At 70.9% G+C, this 20,314-nt stretch carries 20 protein-coding genes and 4 tRNA genes; 13 read left to right on the plus strand and 11 right to left on the minus strand.

Going from position 1 to position 20,314, the window contains the following annotated elements:
- Positions 1–15 precede the first annotated feature (15 nt).
- The gene (locus ABCS02_RS24350; RefSeq protein ID WP_345838284.1) at positions 16–810 is read left to right on the plus strand and encodes a siderophore-interacting protein; all 795 of its coding nucleotides are present in this window, start codon (positions 16–18) and stop codon (positions 808–810) included.
- On the opposite strand, the gene ABCS02_RS24355 is transcribed toward ABCS02_RS24350, so the two are convergent.
- From ABCS02_RS24355 to ABCS02_RS24370, 4 genes are all read right to left on the minus strand, one after another.
- On the minus strand, positions 807–2,975 hold the full coding sequence (locus tag ABCS02_RS24355) for a 3-hydroxyacyl-CoA dehydrogenase NAD-binding domain-containing protein (RefSeq protein ID WP_345838285.1): 2,169 nt from the start codon (positions 2,973–2,975) through the stop codon (positions 807–809). The genes ABCS02_RS24350 and ABCS02_RS24355 overlap by 4 nt on opposite strands.
- A 14-nt stretch (positions 2,976–2,989) precedes the next feature.
- Entirely contained in the window at positions 2,990–4,189 is a 1,200-nt protein-coding gene (locus ABCS02_RS24360) for a thiolase family protein (RefSeq protein WP_345838286.1), read from the minus strand.
- A gap of 78 nt (positions 4,190–4,267) precedes the next feature.
- Positions 4,268–5,425 carry a ribonuclease D gene (locus ABCS02_RS24365; RefSeq protein WP_345838596.1) on the minus strand — a complete coding sequence of 386 codons (1,158 nt, stop codon included), beginning with the start codon at positions 5,423–5,425 and terminating at the stop codon, positions 4,268–4,270.
- Between the two features lie 76 nt (positions 5,426–5,501).
- Entirely contained in the window at positions 5,502–6,089 is a 588-nt protein-coding gene (locus ABCS02_RS24370; protein ID WP_345838287.1) for a DUF3000 family protein, read from the minus strand.
- Positions 6,090–6,114: 25 nt separating this feature from the next.
- On the opposite strand from ABCS02_RS24370, the gene ABCS02_RS24375 reads away from it, so the two are divergent.
- On the plus strand, positions 6,115–7,353 hold the full coding sequence (locus ABCS02_RS24375; protein ID WP_345838288.1) for an alpha/beta fold hydrolase: 1,239 nt from the start codon (positions 6,115–6,117) through the stop codon (positions 7,351–7,353).
- Here the strand turns inward: ABCS02_RS24375 and ABCS02_RS24380 are convergent.
- The 3 genes from ABCS02_RS24380 to ABCS02_RS24390 are packed head-to-tail and all read right to left on the minus strand — an operon-like array spanning position 7,322 to position 9,436.
- On the minus strand, positions 7,322–8,059 hold the full coding sequence (locus tag ABCS02_RS24380) for a dihydrofolate reductase family protein (RefSeq protein WP_345838289.1): 738 nt from the start codon (positions 8,057–8,059) through the stop codon (positions 7,322–7,324). The genes ABCS02_RS24375 and ABCS02_RS24380 overlap by 32 nt on opposite strands.
- Before the next feature lies 1 nt (position 8,060).
- A complete protein-coding gene (locus ABCS02_RS24385) occupies positions 8,061–8,498 on the minus strand; it encodes a SufE family protein (RefSeq protein ID WP_345838290.1) in 438 nt (145 codons plus the stop codon).
- A 38-nt stretch (positions 8,499–8,536) separates the two neighbouring features.
- Positions 8,537–9,436 carry a sulfurtransferase gene (locus ABCS02_RS24390; RefSeq protein WP_345838291.1) on the minus strand — a complete coding sequence of 300 codons (900 nt, stop codon included), beginning with the start codon at positions 9,434–9,436 and terminating at the stop codon, positions 8,537–8,539.
- Between the two features lie 196 nt (positions 9,437–9,632).
- Between ABCS02_RS24390 and zapE the strand changes: the two genes are divergently transcribed.
- Complete coding sequence (gene zapE / locus ABCS02_RS24395; protein WP_345838292.1) at positions 9,633–10,604, plus strand: cell division protein ZapE; 972 nt, start codon at positions 9,633–9,635, stop codon at positions 10,602–10,604.
- 29 nt (positions 10,605–10,633) lie between these two features.
- Here zapE and ABCS02_RS24400 read toward each other — a convergent pair whose 3' ends face one another.
- From ABCS02_RS24400 to ABCS02_RS24415, 4 genes are all read right to left on the minus strand, one after another.
- Entirely contained in the window at positions 10,634–11,983 is a 1,350-nt protein-coding gene (locus tag ABCS02_RS24400) for a DUF222 domain-containing protein (protein WP_345838293.1), read from the minus strand.
- 134 nt (positions 11,984–12,117) lie between these two features.
- Positions 12,118–12,690: a YdeI/OmpD-associated family protein gene (locus ABCS02_RS24405; RefSeq protein ID WP_345838294.1), complete on the minus strand. Its 573-nt coding sequence runs from the start codon at positions 12,688–12,690 to the stop codon at positions 12,118–12,120.
- Between the two features lie 23 nt (positions 12,691–12,713).
- Entirely contained in the window at positions 12,714–13,556 is an 843-nt protein-coding gene (locus ABCS02_RS24410) for an NAD(P)H-binding protein (RefSeq protein ID WP_345838295.1), read from the minus strand.
- 140 nt (positions 13,557–13,696) lie between these two features.
- Positions 13,697–13,772 (minus strand) — tRNA-Val (locus ABCS02_RS24415).
- Between the two features lie 148 nt (positions 13,773–13,920).
- Between ABCS02_RS24415 and ABCS02_RS24420 the strand changes: the two genes are divergently transcribed.
- The 10 genes from ABCS02_RS24420 (at position 13,921) to ABCS02_RS24465 (ending at position 20,310) form a co-directional block, all read left to right on the plus strand.
- Positions 13,921–13,993, plus strand: a tRNA-Gly gene (locus ABCS02_RS24420).
- Between the two features lie 68 nt (positions 13,994–14,061).
- Positions 14,062–14,135 (plus strand) — tRNA-Cys (locus ABCS02_RS24425).
- A gap of 28 nt (positions 14,136–14,163) precedes the next feature.
- A tRNA-Val gene (locus ABCS02_RS24430) sits at positions 14,164–14,238 on the plus strand.
- Between the two features lie 66 nt (positions 14,239–14,304).
- Complete coding sequence (locus tag ABCS02_RS24435) at positions 14,305–14,730, plus strand: hypothetical protein (protein WP_345838296.1); 426 nt, start codon at positions 14,305–14,307, stop codon at positions 14,728–14,730.
- Between the two features lie 46 nt (positions 14,731–14,776).
- Complete coding sequence (thrS, locus tag ABCS02_RS24440) at positions 14,777–16,756, plus strand: threonine--tRNA ligase (RefSeq protein ID WP_345838297.1); 1,980 nt, start codon at positions 14,777–14,779, stop codon at positions 16,754–16,756.
- On the plus strand, positions 16,753–17,307 hold the full coding sequence (locus ABCS02_RS24445) for an HIT domain-containing protein (RefSeq protein WP_345838298.1): 555 nt from the start codon (positions 16,753–16,755) through the stop codon (positions 17,305–17,307). Before thrS ends, ABCS02_RS24445 begins: the two co-directional genes overlap by 4 nt.
- A 44-nt stretch (positions 17,308–17,351) precedes the next feature.
- The gene (gene pdxS, locus ABCS02_RS24450; RefSeq protein WP_345838299.1) at positions 17,352–18,266 is read left to right on the plus strand and encodes a pyridoxal 5'-phosphate synthase lyase subunit PdxS; all 915 of its coding nucleotides are present in this window, start codon (positions 17,352–17,354) and stop codon (positions 18,264–18,266) included.
- Positions 18,267–18,270: 4 nt separating this feature from the next.
- Positions 18,271–18,870 (plus strand): pyridoxal 5'-phosphate synthase glutaminase subunit PdxT, encoded by a 600-nt coding sequence (gene pdxT, locus ABCS02_RS24455; RefSeq protein WP_345838300.1) that lies wholly within the window; start codon positions 18,271–18,273, stop codon positions 18,868–18,870.
- A 99-nt stretch (positions 18,871–18,969) separates the two neighbouring features.
- Positions 18,970–19,503 (plus strand): DUF1697 domain-containing protein, encoded by a 534-nt coding sequence (locus ABCS02_RS24460; protein WP_345838301.1) that lies wholly within the window; start codon positions 18,970–18,972, stop codon positions 19,501–19,503.
- Between the two features lie 48 nt (positions 19,504–19,551).
- Complete coding sequence (locus ABCS02_RS24465; protein WP_345838302.1) at positions 19,552–20,310, plus strand: YebC/PmpR family DNA-binding transcriptional regulator; 759 nt, start codon at positions 19,552–19,554, stop codon at positions 20,308–20,310.
- The last annotated feature ends 4 nt before the right edge of the window (positions 20,311–20,314 follow it).

Here is a 20,314-nt window from a genome sequence, read left to right on the forward strand (position 1 = left end):
TCCGAGGAGTGTCGCATGAGCAACATCACGATCACCCACGCGCCGTCGGGGCTGGTGCGCACCTCGGTCGTGCGGAGCGAACGGATCTCCCCGCACGTCGTGCGCGTCACGTTCGGCGGCGGCGACCTCGCGGCGTTCGAGTACCAGGGCTTCGACCAGCGGTTCCGTCTCGCGGTGCCCGCGCACGACCAGGCCCGGCTCGACAACCTCCCGGAGAAGTTCGGCGTCGGCGGCTACCTGCGCTACCTCACGCTGCCGCGCGGCACGCGGCCGGTCATCCGGAACTACACGGTCCGCGCCTTCCGGCCGGACCCCGTCGAGCTCGACGTCGACTTCGTCGTGCACGGCACCGAGGGCGTCGCGGGGCCGTGGGCCGCATCCGTCGACCCCGGCGTCGAGGTCGCCTTCATCGACCAGGGCCGGGGCTGGAAGCCGGTCCCCGCCGACTGGCTGCTGCTCGTGGCCGACGAGAGCGGTCTGCCCGCGGTCGCCGGCATCCTCCGCGATCTCCCGGGGGACGCGACCGGCCATGCGTTCATCGAGCTGTTCGACGCCGCCGACCGGCAGGACCTCGAACGCCCCGCAGGTGTCGAACTGCACTGGCTCGAGCGGTCTCCGGCCGAGGCTCCGGGGTCGGCGGCGCTCCCCGCCCTGCGGGCGCTGGAGTTCCCGTCGACCTCCGTCTACGCGTTCGCCGTGGGGGAGTCCGCCCTCGCGACCGGCGCGCGCCGGCACCTCGTCAACGACCGCGGCGTCGCCAAGGCGAACGTCACGTTCTGCGGGTACTGGCGCGCGGGCCGCGCGTCCTAGCCGGCTGCGCCCGCCGCCACGCCCGCGCCCACCCCGCGGATGACCGGGTGGTGGAATGTGTCGCCGAACACGCGGTCGGACGCGCCCTCACGGTCGAGGTAGGCCGAGGCGCCGCCGTCGATGAAGGGCCAGCCCGCGCCGAGGATGAGGCCGAGGTCGATGTCCTCGACCTCGGGGACCACGCCCTCGTCGAGCATGATCCGGATCTCCTGCGCGAGTCCGTCCTGCACGCGGCGCAGGATCTCCGCCTCGCTTGACGGCGTCGAGCCGACGGCGCCCTTCAGCACCTTCTCGGCATCCTTGGTCCAGCCCGTGACGTGGCCGCTCTTGTCCTTCTCGACGACCTTCGGCAGCTCGGCCAGCTCGTGGAGGTTCGCCGAGGTGAAGAAGCGGTCGGGGAACGCGTGCGTCATCGTGTCCTGCACGTGGGCTGCGACCTTCCAGCCGACGAGGTCGATGAGCTGGAACGGCGTCATCGGCAGCCCGAGCGGAGCGAACGCCTTCTCGACCGTGAGGAGGGGCGTGCCCTCGTAGACGCCGCGGGCCGCCTCGCCCATGACCTTCGCGAGGAGCCGGTTCACGACGAAGCCGGGGGCGTCGGCCGTGAGGATCGCGTTCTTGCCGAGGTCCTTCGCCACGACGAACGCCGTCGACAGGGCGGCATCCGTCGTCGAGGGCGTCTTCACGATCTCGATGAGCGGCATGACGGCCACCGGGTTGAAGAAGTGGAAGCCGACGAGCCGCTCCGGGTGGGCGAGCTTCTCGCCGATCTCCTCGACCGACAGCGAGGAGGTGTTGGTCGCGAGGATCGCGTCCTCCGCGATGATCTTCTCGATCTCGCCGAACACCTGCTGCTTGACGCCGACCTCCTCGAAGACGGCCTCGATCACGAAGTCGCAGTCCGCGTACTCGCTCTTGTCGGTCGTCCCGTGGATGAGGGCGCGCAGGCGGTTGGCGGTGTCGGCGTCGATCCGGCCCTTGTCGGCCAGCTTGCCGATCTCGTCGCGGATGTAGGCGAGGCCCTTGTCGACGCGGGCCTGGTCGAGGTCCGTGATGAGGACGGGCACCTGCAGCCGGCGGACGAACAGCAGCGCGAACTGGCTCGCCATGAGTCCCGCGCCGATGATCCCGACCTTGGCGACCTTCTTCGCGAGCGCCTTGTCGGGGGCGCCGACGGGCCGCTTCGCGCGCTTCTGCACGAGGTCGAACGCGTACATGGATGCCGCGAACTGGTCGCCGGCGACGAGCTCGGCGAGAGCGTCATCCTCGCGGGCGAAGCCCTCCTCCTTCGTGCCGCCCTTCGCCTTGTCGAGAAGGTCGAGCGCGACGTAGGGGGAGCGGGGCACCGTGCCGATCCGGCTCTCGAGCGTGGCGCGGGCCGCGCGGATCGCGAGCGGCCACTTCGTGAGCCGCTCGACGCGACCCGGCTCGTTCTTCCGCTCGACGGTGACCGTGCCGCCGAGGACGCCGTCGGCCCAGCGCAGCGAGTCCTCGAGGAAGTTCGCGGCGCCGAACATCGCGTCGACGATGCCGAGGTCGGCGGCCTGCTCGGGCTTGAGCATCCGGTTCTGACGCAGCGGGTTGGAGATGACGACCTCGAGCGCGTTCTCGATGCCGATCAGGTTCGGCAGCAGGTACGCGCCACCCCAGCCCGGGATGAGGCCGAGGAACACCTCGGGCAGGGCGATCGCCGCGGCCGAGGAGTCGAGCGTCCGGTACGTCGCGTTCAACGCGATCTCCAGGCCGCCGCCGAGCGCGAGCCCGTTCACAAACGCGAACGAGGGGACGCCGAGCTCGGACAGCCGGCCGAGCACCTGGTGCCCGCGCTGCGCGACGAGGCGCGCGGCCTCGATGCTCGGCACCGCCGAGACCTCGCTGAGGTCGGCGCCGGCGGCCAGGACGTACTGCTTGCCGGTGATCGCGACCGCGTCGATCTCCCTCGCCGCCGCGCGGGCGGCGAGAGCGTCCAGCGTGGCGCCGAGCTCGGTGAGCGTGCCCGGACCCAGCGTGTTGGGGCGCTTGTAGTCGCGGCCGTTGTCGAGCGTGATGAGCGCGAGCGTGCGCCCCGAGGGGAGACGCACGTCACGGGTGTGCGAGTGCGTGACGACCTCGTCGTCGCTGAGGTTGTCGAGGGGGGAGAAGTCGATGGCGTCGTAGTTCGTCATGGCGTCTCTTTCCCTTACCGCTTGTTCTTGCCGTCGTAGAACGGGTTCTCCCAGATGACCGAGCCACCCTGGCCGAGCCCGACGCACATCGCCGTCAGGCCGTACTGCACGTCGGGGCGCTCCGCGAACTGCGCCGCGAGCTGGATCATGAGACGCACGCCGGATGCCGCGAGCGGGTGACCGACCGCGATCGCGCCGCCCCACGGGTTGACCCGGGGGTCGTCGTCCTCGATGCCGAAGTGGTCGAGGAGCGAGATCACCTGGATCGCGAAGGCCTCGTTGAGCTCGAACAGCCCGATGTCGTCGATCGTCAGGCCCGCCTTGCGCAGCGCCTTCTCGGTCGAGGGGATCGGACCGATCCCCATGACCTCCGGCTCGACGCCGGCGAACGCGAACGAGACGAGCTTCATCTTCGGCTGCAGGCCGAACTCCTTCACGGCGTCCCCGCCGGCGAGCAGGCTCATCGTCGCGCCGTCGGTGAGCGGCGACGAGGTGCCCGCGGTGACGCGGCCGTGCGGGCGGAACGGCGTCTTGAGGGTCGCGAGACCCTCCATCGTCGTCTGCGGGCGACGCCCCTCGTCCTCGGTCGCGAGGCCCCACGCACCGCTCGCGTCCTTGATGGCGACGGACACGAGGTCGGGCTGGATCTTGCCCGCCTGATAGGCCGCCTCGACCTTGTGCTGGCTCAGCATCCCGTACCGGTCGCTGCGCTCCTTCGTCAGGTGCGGGAAGCGGTCGAAGATGCGCTCGGCGGTCACGCCCATGTTGAGCGCGCCGGGGTCGACGAGCTTCTCCGCGACGAAGCGGGGGTTCGGATCCCAGTCGGAGCCGATCGGGTGGTGTCCCATGTGCTCGACGCCGCCCGCGAGAGCGAGGTCGTACATCCCGACGCCGATCGAGGCGCCCAGGGTGGTCACGCTCGTCATGGCGCCCGCGCACATGCGGTCGATGGCGAAGCCCGGCACCGTCAGCGGCAGACCCGCGAGGATCGCGGCCGACCGGCCGAGCGTCAGGCCCTGGTCACCCGTCTGCGTGGTCGCCGCGATCGCGACGTCGTCGATCCGGTCCGTCGGAACCTGCGGATTCCGCTCCAGCACTCCGATGATCGCCTTCACGGCGAGGTCGTCGGCACGGGTGTTCCAGTACATGCCCTTCTCGCCGGCGCGACCGAACGGGGTGCGCATTCCATCGATGAAGTAGACGTCCGAAGCCACGGCGCTCTGCCTCCAAAAGTCGGGTATGGGTCCAGGCTAGACAATCGATCCGGGCACCCCGAATCGGTGCGCCCTTTCCTACGACGCCGTTTCCGGAGCTGCCTCGGGTTCCTGTGCGGATTCGACAAAAGCCGTGGCGATGATGTGTGCAGTGTACTCAATCTGCCAGGCCCGTGCGCCGCCCTCGGCGAGGCTCACGGCGATCGACTCGGGCGTCGTCGGCTCCGGCGGAGCCCACGCGACGCGGCGGAGGAGCTCGGGCGTCAGGAGGTTCTCGGTCGGCATCGTGAGCTCGGTCGCCCGTTCCTCGACCCGCGGACGGGCGAGCTTGAGCCGCGCGTCGGCCGCCGGGTTGCGGTCCGGCCACGCCCGCACGGGCGGCAGGGACTCGCCCGGACCCCGCGGCGAGGGGAGATCCGTCGCCGCGCGCCCGCGCTCGATCGCGGCCCACCACCGGTCGAGCTCCGACCGGCTGGCACGGCCGGTGAAGGCGCTCACCGCCGCGAGCTGCCCCTTGGAGCGAGGATCGGCCTGGATCGCCGCGACCAGCGAGCGATCGGGGACCAGTCGCCCGGGCGCGATGTCCTGCTCGCGGGCGAACTCCTCGCGCGCGGTCCACAGCTCGCGGGCGACCGCCAGCGCGGTCCGGCCACGAAGCGCATGGAGCCCGCTCAGGCGGCGCCACGGCTCCTCACGGGACGGCTTGGGGACGCGCACGCGCACCGCGTCGAACTCCTGTGCGGCGATCTCGGTCTTCCCCTGCGCGACGAGCTCGTCGGCGAGCGCGTCCCGCACGTCCAGCAGATGCGCGACGTCGAGAGCCGCGTACTCCAGCCAGGCCTGCGGCAGCGGCCGGGTCGACCAGTCGGCTGCGGAGTGCGCCTTCGCGAGGGTCACGCCCAGCGTCCGCTCGACGACGGCGCCGAGGCCGACACGCTCGTGGCCGAGGAGGCGCGCGGCGAGCTCGGTGTCGAACACGCGGGCCGGCTCGAGGCCGAGCTCGCGGAGGGACGGCAGGTCCTGGCTGGCGGCGTGGAAGACCCACTCGGCATCCGCGATCGCGGCCTGGATCGCCGAGAAGTCCCCGATCGCCGGCGGGTCGAGCAGGAAGAGCCCGCCGTCGCGCCGGTACAGCTGCACGAGGTAGGCGCGCTGGGAGTAGCGGAAGCCGGAGGCGCGCTCGACGTCGACGGCGACCGGTCCGGTGCCCGCCGCCAGCGACTCGGCCGCTGCGATCGCCTCGGCAAGCGAGGCGAGGACTGTGTATTCGGCGGCCGCGCCGGATGCCTCCGGGACCGCGCCGGATGCTCCCTCAGCCACCGGATGCTCCGTTCCTATGCAGGACGGGCGCGCCGTCGGACCCCGGCGGGAGACCCGCGAACATGCAGACGAGCTCAGCCCAGGCCTCGACGTGGGCGCCCAGGCGTCCGGTCGGGGACCAGGAGGCGCGGAGCTCGACCTGGGCGCCGTCGCCCTCGTCGGCGAGGCCCCCGAAGCCCTTCGAGAGGGTCGTCGTCGCGGTGCCCGACGCGGAGTGGTAGACCGCGCCGCGGGAGTCGAGGGCGTCGATCAGCCACGACCACGCGACATCCGCCACCAGGGGATCCGAGCCGATCTCGCGCTCCAGGGGCGCCTGCGCGAACGAGATGACCCGCCACGGGCCGTTCCAGGGGGTCGGCTCCTCGGGGTCGTAGAGGAGCACGAAGCGGCCGGTGCCGTAGCGGGACTCCTCGTCGTCGCCGTCGGGACGCACGTCCGCCGCGAGGGCGAGCGCCTGCGGGGCGAGGCCGGTCGGCGCGGGGATCTCGCGCACCCGCAGATCGGCCCGGAAGTCGGTGGCGCGCACGTCCGCCTCCGCGTGATCGAAGGGCGACGCGGCGGCGAAGGGGGTACCGTCCACGCCGACAGACTAAAGTGATCGGTCGATGATGGCATCCAGGCGCGCCGCGGCCATCGGCGGCCCTCGAAGCACGCTGGCCGGCGGCATCCGTCTGCTGTTGTTCGTCATCACCGCGGTGTTCGCGGCGGTCATGACGGCGCTGGGCTTCGCGGCGCTGCGCACGGCGAAGGTCGTCGTCACGCCCGCCTCGCGGCGTGCCGACACGCGGATCGCCGCCCTCGACACCGCGTCGCAGACGATCACCCTGACGCGGACGCCGGACAGCGAACTGCCGGGCCGGTACGGCCTGTTCACCGCCGGAAGCGAGTCGTACGTCAAGCTCGGCGCGGTGCTCGGCGAGACGTCCGACACCGTCACCCGGAAGCTCCTCACGCACGTCGGCTCGGGCGCCCGGATCGCCGCGGACAGCGCGTTCAGCGGCTGGTACTACGACCGGCCCGAGCAGCTGCACCTGCCGTACACGTCGGAGCTCATCGGCTCGCCCGTGGGTCCGTGCCCCGGCTGGCTCTTCCCCGCCGAGGCCGCGGGCGACGACGCGAACGACCTCTGGTGCATCCAGGTACATGGTCGCGGCGCGGCGCGTGCGGAATGCCTGCGCGCGGTGCCCGTGTTCCATGGCCTCGGGATCACGACGCTCGTCGTCTCCTACCGCAACGACGGCGAGGCCCCGCGCAGCCGCACGGGCACGTACGGCCTCGGCGCGACCGAATGGCGCGACGTGGACGCGGCGATCGCGTTCGCGCGGCGTCGCGGAGCGCGCCGCATCCTCCTCATGGGCTGGTCGATGGGCGGCGCGATCGCGCTGCAGGTCGCGCTGAACTCGGCGCATCGCGACCACGTCGTCGGCGTGATCCTGGACTCGCCGGTCGTCGACTGGCGCGTGGTCCTCGACTACCAGGCCCAGCTCTCGCACATCCCCGGCACGGTCCGCGACCTCGCGATCGACATGCTGGGCTCGGGATGGGGGAGCGCCCTGGTCGGGAGCGGCGCGCCGATCCCGTTCGACCGGCTCGACGTCGTGGCCCGCGCGGACGAGCTCCAAGCGCCCATGCTGATCCTCCACAGCGACGACGACGGGTTCGTGCCGTCGACGGCATCCCACGCCCTCGCCGAGGCGCGGCCGGATCTCGTCGAGCTGGACGTGTTCGAGGTCGCCCGCCACACGAAGCTGTGGAACTACGACGAGGAGCGCTGGAGCACGCGGATCCGCACCTGGGTCGGCGACCACGGCTTCATCGCGCAGGCCGTAGACGCAGATAGGTGAAGCCGGCGTCGTCGGTGAGCTGGCCGACGACGCGCGTGCGCGGGACGTGCGCGGCATCCACGTCGACGAACGGCCGGGCGATCGGGCCGATGACCGGGGCCACCGTGACGCAGTACTCGTCGATCGCGCCCGCCGCCACGAACTGCGACGCGAGACCGGGTCCGCCCTCGCAGACGATGCGGGGGAGGCCCTCGGCACGGAGCGCCTGAACGAGGGCGGCCGGTGTCGGGCGGCCCTCGCTCGCCCCAGGGTTCGGCACAGGCACCGGCACGGGTACGACCCGGAGGCCGAGGGGCGCCACCGCATCGCGCACCGCGTCGGCACGATCGGCGGGCGAGAGGATCAGCACGCGGGCGCGATCCGCGGGGGCGTCCAGCGTGAGCCGGTGGCCGTCGAGCACGCCGGTCGCGGTCACGATCGCGAGCCGGGCCGTCCGCGGGACGACGTAGCCCTCGGCGCGGACCGTCTGCGCGCCGACCAGCACGACGTCGGCCTGGGCGCGGATGACGCCGAGGATCGCGCGGTCGTCGGCGCTCGTCAGGGTCTCGCTGGTCCCGTCGGAGCCCGCCGCGGATCCCGTGAGGCTCGTGATCATGTTGAGCCGCACGTACTCCGGGTCAGGGAGCGCGTACGCCTCGTGGAGCCAGGCACGGCCGTCCTCGGTCCGCGGGTCGAACGCGCCGGCCGTCCCCGGGACGCGGAGCACGTCAGCTCTGCTTCGCGCGGATCTGCCGCTTGGCGCGCAGCAGCATCCCCGTCATCCCGGCGATCCGCAGGGGGGAGACGACGCGCGTGAGCCCGATCGACTGGGGGTAGTCGTCGGGCACGGCCAGGGCATCCGCCGCGGAGAGGCCGGAGAGGCCCTGGGCGAGGATGCTCGCGAATCCGCGCGTCGTGGGCGCCTCCTGGGGCGCCGTCGCGTGCATGTGCACGACGCTGTCGGCATCCACGTCGACGAAGATATACACCGGCGACTGGCACTCCGTGACGCGCTCGCAGAGCTCCTCGTGCCCCTCGAGCTCGGGCGGCATCGGCGGCAGTTCGCGCGAGTACTCCAGCAAGAGCTGCAGCCGGTCGGCTTCCGGGAGCTCCAGGAACTCGTCGCGCGTCTCCGCGAGCGCGGTGGGAAGGCCGGTGGACGTCATCCCGTCATTCTCCCACCCGGCGAGGGGTGCCGTCGCGGTCAGGCCGGGACCGCGCCCGGCTCGGCGCCCGTCACGATCGGGACGCGCACGGAGCTGCCCCACTCGGTCCACGAGCCGTCGTAGTTGCGGACGTTCTCGAAGCCGAGAAGGTGTGCGAGCACGAACCACGTGTGGCTCGAGCGCTCGCCGATCCGGCAGTACGCGACGACCCGGTCGCCGGGCTTCAGCCCGGCCTCGCCGAGGTAGATGGCCTCGAGCTCCGGGCGCGGCTTGAACGTGCCGTCCTCCGCCACGGCCCGCGCCCACGGGACGCTCTGCGCGCTGGGGATGTGGCCGGCGCGGAGCGCGCCCTCCTCCGGGTACGCGGGGGCCGAGGTGCGCTCGCCGGTGTACTCCTCGGGGGAGCGCACGTCGATGAGGGGGTTGCCGAGGTGCGCGAGCACGTCGTCGCGGTAGGCGCGCAGCGTCGAGTCGTCCCGCTCGACGACGGGGTAGTCCGTCGCCGCGCGCGTCGGGAGGTCGGTGGTGATCGGACGACCGTCGGCGATCCAGCGGTCGCGTCCGCCGTCGAGGAGGCGGACGTCCTCGTGGCCGAAGAGCGAGAACACCCACAGGGCGTAGGCGGCCCACCAGTTGTTCTTGTCGCCGTAGATCACGATCGTGTCGTCGCGCGAGATGCCCTTGCGGCTGAGGAGCGCGGCGAAGCCCTCGCCGTCGACGTAGTCGCGCACGACCGGGTCGTTGAGCTCGGTGTGCCAGTCGACCTTGACGGCGCCGGGGATGTGGCCCGTCTCGTACAGCAGCACGTCCTCATCGGACTCCACGACGACGAGCCCGGGCTGCCCGAGGCGCTCCTGCAGCCAGTCGGCGGTGACGAGGCGGCCGGGGTGGGCGTATGCGCCGAACTTCGGCGATCCGTTGTCGAACTCGACGGTCATGAGGACTCCTTCGGAACTCTCGTCGTGCAGGGGAATTCTCGTCGTGCGGGACGGCGTAGGGTGGACTGCGCCCGTCTTCGACCCTAGTTCCGGTGGGGGCGCCGCGTCCCGTCGCCGTCACGAATTGACACAGGAACCCATCTTGTCTTCGCTGCCCTCCACCACTCAGCTTCATCTCGTCGACCGGACGCCTCAGATGAGCGGGGCGGAGATGGTGGCCTCCCTCGTTCCACCGCCGCAGTTCGCGGATGCCACGTTCGACTCGTACCGCGCGGATGCCGCCTACCCGTCGCAACAGGAGGCGAAGCAGACCCTGCAGACCTTCGCCGGGGGCCCGGCGCCCGTGGAGCGGCGCGGCCTGTTCCGCCGTGCGCCCCGGATCGAGCCCATGAAGCCGGGCGTATACCTCGACGGTGGATTCGGCGTCGGCAAGACCCACCTCCTCGCGGCGACGTATCACGTGATGCCGGCTCGCCGGAAGTACTTCGGGTCCTTCATCGAGTACACCGCCGTGGTCGGCGCGCTGGGCTATCGCGGCGCGGTCGACCTCTTCCGGGGCGCGGACCTGCTGTGCATCGACGAGTTCGAGCTCGACGATCCGGGCGACACGATGGTGATGACGCGGCTGCTCGGCGAACTCGTGACCTCGGGGACGCGGCTCGCCGCCACCTCGAACACCCCGCCGAACGCGCTGGGGGAGGGCCGGTTCGCCGCGCAGGACTTCCTGCGGGAGATCCACGCGATGGCCGACAGCTTCACGACCCTTCGGATCGACGGCACGGACTATCGTCAGCGCGCGATCGACGGCCGCGCCCGGGTGCTCGATGCCGAGGACTATGCCGCCGCGATCGCGGCCGGCGGCGCCGGGGCATCCGATGACGCGTTCACCGGGCTCGTCGATCACCTCGCCGCGGTGCATCCGTCGCGCTACATCCGACTCATCGACGGCATTTCGACCATCGGGCTGCGCGACGTCGTCCCCTTCACGGACCAGTCCGCCGCGCTCCGCTTCGTCGCGTTCGTCGACCGCGCCTACGACGCGCAGGTGCCCATCCGCGCGACGGGTCAGCCGCTCGACGGCGTGTTCCCCGAGGACATGCTCTCCGGCGGATACCGGAAGAAGTACCTCCGGGCCATCTCACGCCTTGTGGCGCTGACGCACTCCTGACACACTCCCCACCCCTCAGACCCGACCCCTCAGAACGGGGGCGGGTCGGCGTCGGGTACGAAGACGACGGGTGCGGGTGGGTCGTCGCGGTAGCTGCGGCCCGTGGGGCTGGTCCATTCCAGGGTGCCGTCGCCGAGTCGGCGGACGGTCCAGTCGGTCGCGTGTTTCAGGGTGTGATGGCGTTTGCAGAAGCAGGCCAGGTTGCACAGCGCGGTCGCCCCGCCGTGGGCGTGGTCGTGGGTGTGGTCGAGGTCGCACCGTCGGGCGGGGATCCGGCATCCGGGGAACCGGCAGTGCCGGTCCCGGGCGCGGAGGCTGCGTTTCAGGTCTTCGCTGGGCCGGTACCGGTCCACGGCCAACACCACCCCGGACACCGGGTGGACCATGACCCGATCCCAGCCGCCGCACCCGCCCGCGAACCGGCGTGCCGTGTCCGGATCGATCGGCGCCCGCCCCTCCACCATCGCCCCCGACCCGGTCGTCCCCGCCAGGGTCGTGACCGGGACGGTGACCTGCACCTGGGCGCGGATCGCCCCCAACCCGCCCGGCTCGACATCCCCGGTCGGATCGATCGCCGGCGCACCGGTCAGCAGCATGTCGGCGAACACGTCCGCCCGAACCTGATCCAACGACCGCACATCCCGCACAACCCCGTCTGAGCCACCCGCCTCCGGGTCACGCCCTTCCGTATTCACGTCTGCGGTGGTGGTGCGGGCGACCAGGCGGATCCGTTTCGCCTGCCGGGTGAGACGGTCGTGGATCCCGAACGCGACCGCGGCGGGCAACAACGCGACCAGCTCCGCCATCCCGTCCTCCACCTCCCGCACCGTCACCACCCGTGAGACAACAGCGTCCGCGTGACGCTCGGTCATCGGACGAGGGTCCACCCGCTCCGCCAACTCCCGCGCGAACACCCGCACCCGCGCGGCGGTCTGCGTCACCGCCCGGTCCAACACCACCCGCTCGAACGCGGCCCGCGCCTCACCCGGGAGCCGGTACCCGGCATCCACGATCGCATCCACATGCCGACGAGAAATCCGCCCCGCCTCCAACGCCGCCAGGGTCGCGGGGAACGAGCCGGTCAGCACCGCCGCGGCGTTCATCGCCGCCTGCATGGCCCGGTCGTTCACCCGCACCGCCACCGCCAGCTCCGCCGCCACACACCGGCGCGGCATCTCCCGCTCCCGCGCACCCACCGACCCCAACCGCGCCGTCTGGGCCTCCGCGATCTGCTCAGCCTCCGCGAGGATCCGCGCCTCCCGCGCCGCCAGCACCGCCCCCGCGCGACGCACCTCGACCAGCTCCGCCACCAGCACGGACAAACGCGCGCGTTCCGACGGCACCCCACCGAACACGCCACGAACCTGCGCGTCGCTCACACTGCCCCCTCGAACCGGTCTCCACCCCCCACGCACACCACGCGAAGGACCCAGACCACCGATCGGAAGAGGGCACCCGATGGCCGATACGACAACCCTGCCACCGACCACCGACACGACCCCTACACGCGTCCTCAGTGCAGGGTTTCGCCCCGCTTGAGCATCTCGACGTACTCCGCGACGCGCGCCACCCGCGACGTCGGCCGCTTCAGATTGGCCACGCGAAAGGCCATCGCGAACCGGTTCTGTGCGGACTGCGCCGCGAAGGCCGCAGCGATCGCGGGGTCGGCGTCCAGCGCCTCCTGCAGCTCGACAGGGAGGTCACCGTCGCGTTGCCGGTACGCGCTGTCCCAGCGTCCGTCCGCCTGGGCGCGGTCGATCTCGCGCTGGCCTTCGGGCCGCATCCGTCCTGCCTCGATCAGCCGTGTCACGTGACCGATGTTGACCTTCGACCACATGCTTCGCGGTCGCCGTGGCGTGAACGTCTGCAGGAAGTAGTCGGCATCCACGGATTTCGACTGCCCGTCGATCCATCCGAAGCACAGCGCGACGTCGAGCGCCTCGGCGTACGTGATCCCGGGACGGGCCGACGCCTTCTTGCGCAGACGCAGCAGGACTCCGCCCTGGTCGGGGTCGGCGCTCAGCCAGGCCTCCCAGTCCGCGACCGTGTCGACGTGCAACTCGGGCTTGTTCGGACGGTCGGCCATGACGGGAGGATAGCCCCGCGGCTCTAGCTCGCCGCGTCCCAGACGCCCCGCGCTGCCGCGTCCCGCGCGTAGTCCGCGAAGTCGCGCGGCGGGCGGCCGAGGGCCCGCGTGACGCCGCCAGCCGGAGCCTCGTCGACGTCGGGCATCTCCATCGACGCGAGCATGTCGGCCTCCTCGGCGGATGCTCCGGCGGCAAGGGCGCGATCCCGATACTCCGCCCCGGTCACGGGCGTGTAGACGACGGGGCGCCCGAGGGCTGCGGTGAGGTCGGCCGCGATGTCGGCCATCCCCAGGAGGCGCGGTCCGGTGAGGTCGTAGGCCTGGCCGGCGTGACCGTCGTCGAGGAGCGCGGCGACCACGACATCCGCGATATCGCCCGTGTCGATGAACCAGTACCGGGCCTGGCCGAACGGAATCGCCAGCTCACCCTGCCGGATCGCGTCGCGGAAACCCATGAAGAAGCTCGGGTCCTCGAAGTTCTGGTCGAACCAGCTCGGCCGGACGATGGTCCACGTGGCACCGGACTCCCGGACGCCCGTCTCGGCCACCGTCGCGGCATCCTCCCACCCATGCGCACTCAGGAGGACGAGCCGGTCGACGCCGTGCGCGACCGCGGCGCGGGCGAACGCCGCCACCTGCGCGCCGGGCTCGTCACCGGCGGGGAAGGGATGCACGATGTACACGCGCTCGATGCCGTCGAGCAGCGCATCCCAGCCCTGCGGGTCCTCCCACGAGAACGGGGGAGTGCCGCGGCGGGATCCGACGCGGACGTCGTGCCCGCGCGCCTGCAGGCGTTCGACGACCGCCGATCCCGTCTTGCCGGTGCCCCCGAGGACGAGGATGTTCTTTCGTTCGCCGTTGCTCATGCCGTTCCCCTCCGCATCACTGACACACGCCACGCTACGGGGTGTCATGTCGCGACCGGCGCGCACGCGGTACGCGGAGCGGACCCGCAGAACGGGGAGAGGCCCGGAATCCGCTGTCTCAGCGTGATTCCGGGCCTCTGTGGTGGGCGATGCCGGACTCGAACCGACGACCTCTTCCGTGTGAAGGAAGCGCGCTACCAACTGCGCCAATCGCCCTCAGGCCCGCGAGGGCCGAACACCGATGTTACCCGATACGGCCTGGCCGCACGGAATCGCGGCGGCGCGACACGCACGGCCGTCACTGGTTTGGAGGGGGCCGGGGGATGGGCTAAAGTCGTTCAAGCGCCCGGAACGCCGGGAGCACGCGGATGTAGCGCAGTTGGTAGCGCATCACCTTGCCAAGGTGAGGGTCGCGAGTTCGAGTCTCGTCATCCGCTCGAGTGCGGGGATGCTCGCTTCCGGGAAACCGGAGCGAGCATCACGTCACGTGGGTCGAACCACACGCGGTGGCGTGGCCGAGCGGCTAGGCACCGGCCTGCAAAGCCGTTTACACGGGTTCGAATCCCGTCGCCACCTCCACTCCCGGGTCCTGCACCGGAAAACGCATGGGCGATTGGCGCAGCGGTAGCGCGCTTCCCTGACACGGAAGAGGTCACTGGTTCGATCCCAGTATCGCCCACCACCAAACCCCCGGAATTCCGGGGGTTTTCTGCTGTCTGCCAGGGACATCTCGGCATAGTCTCGGGGCATGGCCGGCAACGAACACCACACCCCGGAACACATCCCGCTGCCGGGGGAGCCGAGCGTTCCTGAGCTCGAAGAGGACGAGACGATCGCCCCGCGGCCGGAGGAGGCGATCGCCGACGCCCTCCGGGCCACGCCCGACACCGAGCCCCACGTTCGCCTCTCCGTAACCTCGCCCCCGCACACTGGCGGGATGAGCGAGACGCAGGGGTCGGGGCACTGGTTCCACCGCACCTCGGAGAAGATCCAGCGTTGGCTGTCCGAGGAGCCGAAGGCGGCGCTCGATGCCGAAGCGCTCGACTCGGTCGTCGGTGCCGGAGGCATCCCGGTCCGGGACGACACGACGGGCGACTTCCGCCTCGGCCCGGAGGACCAGGAGTACATCCGCGAGCTCCGGCAGTCCCGGCACGACGAGGACGAGATCCGCTAGGTCCGGCGCCGCGAGGGGCGTCGGCGGCCCCCGATAGACTCGGCGGGTGGTTTCCTCCCCGGTTGACGGCTTCGCCTTGTTCCCCGATCGGTCCGTCGTCGCCCTGCGGGTGAACGGCGAACTGCGCGACCTCGCGACGGTCGTCACGGAGACGGATGCCGTCGAGCCGGTCACGATCGACAGCCCCGAGGGCCTCAGCATCCTGCGTCACTCCGCGGCGCACGTGCTCGCGCAGGCCGTGCAGCGCATCAACCCGCAGGCGAACCTCGGCATCGGCCCGCCCATCACCGACGGCTTCTACTACGACTTCGGGGTGACCGAGCCGTTCACGCCGGAGGACCTGAAGGCGATCGACAAGGAGATGCAACGCATCGTCCGCGAGGGTCAGCGGTTCGTCCGCCGCGTCGTCGCGGAGGACGAGGCGCGCGCCGAGCTCGCGCACGAGCCGTTCAAGCTCGAGCTCATCGGCCTCAAGGGCGGCGGGGCCGAGGGCGCGGACGTTGAGGTCGGCGGCACCGAGCTGACGATCTACGACAACGTCGACCCCAAGTCCGGCGAGACGGTCTGGAAAGACCTCTGCCGCGGTCCGCACGTCCCCTCGACCCGAATGCTCGGAAACGGCTGGTCCCTCTCGCGCGTCGCCGGCGCCTACTGGCGGGGGAGCGAGAAGAACCCGCAGCTCCAACGCATCTACGGCACCGCGTGGCCCACGAAGGACGAGCTGCGCGCGTACCAGCAGCGCCTCGAGGAGGCCGCCAAGCGCGACCACCGCAAGCTCGGCAAGGAACTCGACCTCTTCTCCTTCCCGGACGAGATCGGCTCGGGTCTGTCGGTGTGGCATCCGAAGGGCGGCATCATCCGCCAGGAGATGGAGCAGCACGCACTGCGCCGTCACCGTGAGGGCGGCTACACGTACGTCTACACGCCGCACATCACCAAGCGCGACCTCTTCATCGAGTCGAACCACCTCGTCACGTACAAGGAGGGGATGTTCCCGCCGATCCGCCTCGACGAGGAGCGCGACGCGAACGGTGAGATCACGAAGGCCGGCATCGACTACTACCTGAAGCCGATGAACTGCCCGATGCACATCCTCATCTACCGGGAGCGCGGGCGCAGCTACCGCGACCTGCCGATGCGGCTGTACGAGAACGGGACGGTCTACCGGTACGAGCTGTCCGGCGCGCTGCACGGCCTCACTCGCGTGCGCGGCTTCACGCAGGACGACTCGCACCTGTTCGTGACCCCCGAGCAGCTCGAGGACGAGGCCTCGAAGGTGCTCGACTTCGTGCTCACGATGCTCCGCGACTTCGGGCTGACCGAGTTCGAACTCGAGCTCTCGATGCGCGACGACGAGAAATCGAAGTGGATCGGCGACGAGGCCCACTGGGCGACGGCGACCGACGCCCTCCGTCGTGTGGCCCAGGCATCCGGCCTGAGGCTCACCGAGGTCGCCGGCGAGGCAGCTTTCTACGGGCCCAAGATCGACCTCAAGACGAAGGACGCGCTCGGCCGTACGTGGCAGCTGTCCACCGTGCAGCTCGACTTCAACCTGCCCGAACGCTTCGACCTCACCTATACCGGGGCTGATGGCGAGAAGCACCGGCCCGTCATGATCCACCGGGCCCTGTTCGGCTCGGCCGAGCGCTTCTTCGCGATCCTCCTGGAGCATTACGCGGGCGCGTTCCCGGTCTGGCTCTCGCCCGTGCAGGTCGTCGGCATCCCGGTCGCCGACGAGTACGCCGACTACCTCGACGAGGTCGTCGGCCGGCTGCGCGCGCAGGGCGTGCGCGCCGAGGTCGACCACAGCGACGACCGGATGCAGAAGAAGATCCGCACGCACACCACCCAGAAGGTGCCGCTGCTGCTGATCGCGGGGGAGCAGGACCGCTCTGCAGGCACGGTGTCCTTCCGGTTCCGCGACGGCACCCAGCTCAACGGCATCCCCGTCGACGAGGCGATCGCCCGCGTCGGCGCGGCCATCGAGGGCAAGGCGCTCGTGGACACGGCGGAGCAGTTCGCATGAGCGTCGAGGAGGACCGCGAGCTCCTCGACGCCGCCGAGCTCCCCGGGGTCCCGGACGAGTTCCAGCGCCTGTGGACGCCGCATCGCATGGCGTACATCCAGGCGGGGCCGGAGCCCCTGCGTGAGGACTGCCCGTTCTGCGCCGCGCCGCACAAGAGCGACGAGGACGGGCTGATCGTTGCGCGCGGGCGCACGGCATACGTTCTGCTGAACCTGTTCCCGTACAACTCGGGCCACCTGCTCGTGTGCCCGTACCGCCACATCCCGACGTACGACCTCGCCACGCCCGAGGAGGTCGCAGAGATCGGCCAGCTGACGCAGCAGGCGATGCGCGTGCTCCGTCACGTCTCGCGCTGCAACGGCTTCAACCTCGGGATGAACCAGGGCGCCGTGGCCGGAGCCGGTGTCGACGAGCACCTGCACCAGCACATCGTGCCGCGGTGGTCCGCCGACGCGAACTTCTTCCCGATCATCGCGAAGACCAAGGCGCTGCCGCAGCTGCTCGGCGAGGTGCGGCACGCGGTCGCGGATGCCTGGCCCCACCACGCCTGACCCGGGGGCGAAACCTGGCGGCAGCCTCGATAAGCTAGTCCTTCGTGACCGATAGCTCCTCTTCTTCCCCTGCGCCCACTCAACACGGTTCGGACCGCGTCAAGCGCGGACTGGCCGAGATGCTGAAGGGCGGCGTCATCATGGACGTCGTCACTGCCGAGCAGGCCCGCATCGCCGAGGACGCCGGCGCCGTCGCCGTCATGGCCCTCGAGCGCGTCCCGGCCGACATCCGCGCCCAGGGCGGCGTCGCCCGCATGAGCGACCCGGACCTCATCGACGAGATCATCGCCTCGGTGTCCATCCCCGTCATGGCGAAGGCCCGCATCGGCCACTTCGTCGAGGCGCAGGTGCTGCAGGAGCTCGGCGTCGACTACATCGACGAGTCCGAGGTGCTCTCCCCGGCGGACTACGTGAACCACATCGACAAGTGGCGCTTCACCGTGCCCTTCGTCTGCGGTGCGACCAACCTCGGCGAGGCGCTGCGCCGCATCAACGAGGGCGCCGCCATGATCCGCTCCAAGGGCGAGGCGGGCACCGGCGATGTGTCCGAGGCCACGAAGCACATCCGCAAGATCACCGGCGAGATCAACGCCCTCCGCTCCATGACGAAGGACGAGCTCTACGTCGCCGCCAAGGAGCTGCAGGCGCCCTACGAGCTCGTCGCCGAGATCGCTGAGACCGGCACGCTCCCCGTCGTGCTGTTCACGGCGGGCGGCGTCGCGACCCCCGCGGATGCCGCGATGATGATGCAGCTCGGCGCCGACGGCGTGTTCGTCGGATCGGGCATCTTCAAGTCCGGCAACCCGGCCCAGCGCGCCGCCGCGATCGTGAAGGCGACCACGTTCTTCGACGACCCGCGCGTGCTCGCCGACGTCTCCCGCGGCCTCGGCGAGGCCATGGTCGGCATCAACGTCGGCGACCTGGCGGCGCCGCACCGCCTCGCCGAGCGCGGCTGGTAACCGCGTGGCGGCACGGCCCCGGGTCGGCGTGCTCGCCCTCCAGGGCGATGTCCGCGAGCACGTCCGCGTCCTGACGGGCCTCGGCGCGGACGTCACACTCGTGCGGCGTCCCAAGGAGCTCGCGGCGGTCGACGGGTTAGTACTCCCCGGTGGGGAGTCGAGCGTGATCGACAAGCTCGCGCGCGCCTTCGGGATGCAGGAGCCCATCCGCGCCGCGATCCGATCCGGGATGCCGGCCTACGGCACGTGCGCCGGGCTCATCCTCCTCGCCGACGAGATCACCGGCGCGATCGCGGGCCAGGAGACATTCGGCGGCCTCGACGTCGTCGTCGCCCGCAACGCGTTCGGCGGTCAGACCGAGTCGTTCGAGACCGAACTCGAGGTCGCCGGCTTCGACGGCGCCCCCGTGCACGCGGCCTTCATCCGCGCCCCCGTGGTGACGCGCGTCGGCGATCGGGCGACCGCGCTCGCCGCGCTGCCCGACGGCAGGGTCGTCGCGGTCGAGCAGGGCCCCCTCCTCGGCACATCGTTCCACCCGGAGGTCTCCGGCGAGACACGCTTCCACGAGCGGTTCCTCGCCCACGTCCGCGGGGCGGCCGCGTAGCCAATCGAGCCGCTCCAGTGTCGCGTGCGCATAGCCCGCGCTGATAAGAGTGTGCGCGGGTGACACCGGAGCAGCTCGGGGCACGCGTAGCCTGGCCTCGTGACGGAATGGGTGGCGCTCCTGCGGGGCGTGAACGTCAACGGCATCACGATCCGGAGCGTGGACCTGGCCGCACTGCTGCGCGACCTCGGCCTGAGCGAGGTCAAGACCGTGCTCGCCAGCGGGAACGCGACGTTCCGGTCCGATGACGAGCTCAGCGCCCGGTCGGACCTGAAGGACCGGATCGAGAAGGGCCTGCGCGACCGCTTCGGCTACGACGCGTGGATCCTCCTCGTCGCCCATCACGAGCTCGCCGCGGCGATCGACGCCTTCCCGTTCGACGATGCGGATGCCGACCGCCAGCCCTACGTCGTGTTCTGCGTCGACGAGCACACGCGCGCCGAGCTGGCGGATGCCGCGGCATCCCTCGACGCCTCCGTCGATCCCGTGGCCTCCGGCGCCGGCGTCGTCTACTGGAATCCGCCGAAGGGCCAGAGCACGGACACGCCGTTCGCGAAGATCGCGGCCCGCACGACCTACAAGGCCCGCACCACGACCCGGAACCTCCGCACGCTGCGGAAGATCCTCGGCTGACGAGCGCCCCGCACTCCCGCGCGGCATCCGTTTCGTAGACTGGAGTGCATGTCCGGTCACTCCAAGTGGGCGACGACGAAGCACAAGAAGGCCGTCATCGACGCGCGTCGTGCCAAGTCGTTCGCCAAGCTCATCAAGAACATCGAGGTCGCCGCCAAGATGGGCGGCGCCGACCTCTCGGGGAACCCGACGCTGTACGACGCCGTGCAGAAGGCGAAGAAGACGTCGGTCCCGAACGACAACATCGATCGCGCCATCAAACGCGGCGCCGGCATCGGCGGCGAGGCGGTCGAGTACACCTCGATCATGTACGAGGGCTACGGGCCGAACGGCGTCGCCCTCATGATCGAGTGCCTCACCGACAACAAGAACCGCGCCGCGGCGGAGGTCCGCACGGCGCTGAGCCGTAACGGCGGCACGCTCGCCGACCCCGGCAGCGTCGCCTACAACTTCACCCGCAAGGGCGTCATCGTCGTTGGAAGCGAGGGGACGAGCGAGGAGGATGTCATGCTCGCGGTCCTCGAGGCCGGCGCGGACGACGTCGAGCCCCACGCGCAGGGCTTCGAGGTCATCACCGAGGCGACCGACCTCGTGAAGGTGCGCTCCGCCCTGCAGGACGCCGGGATCGACTACGAGTCGGCGGACGTCGAGTTCGTGCCGAACCTCAAGGTCGAGGTCGACGCGGAGACCGCTCGCAAGGTGTTCCGCATCATCGACGCGCTCGAGGACAGCGACGACGTGCAGAACGTCTTCAGCAACTTCGACCTGACCCCCGAGGTCCAGGCCGAGCTCGAGCAGGACGACTGAGCGC

Source organism: Microbacterium sp. X-17 (genome assembly GCF_039615055.1).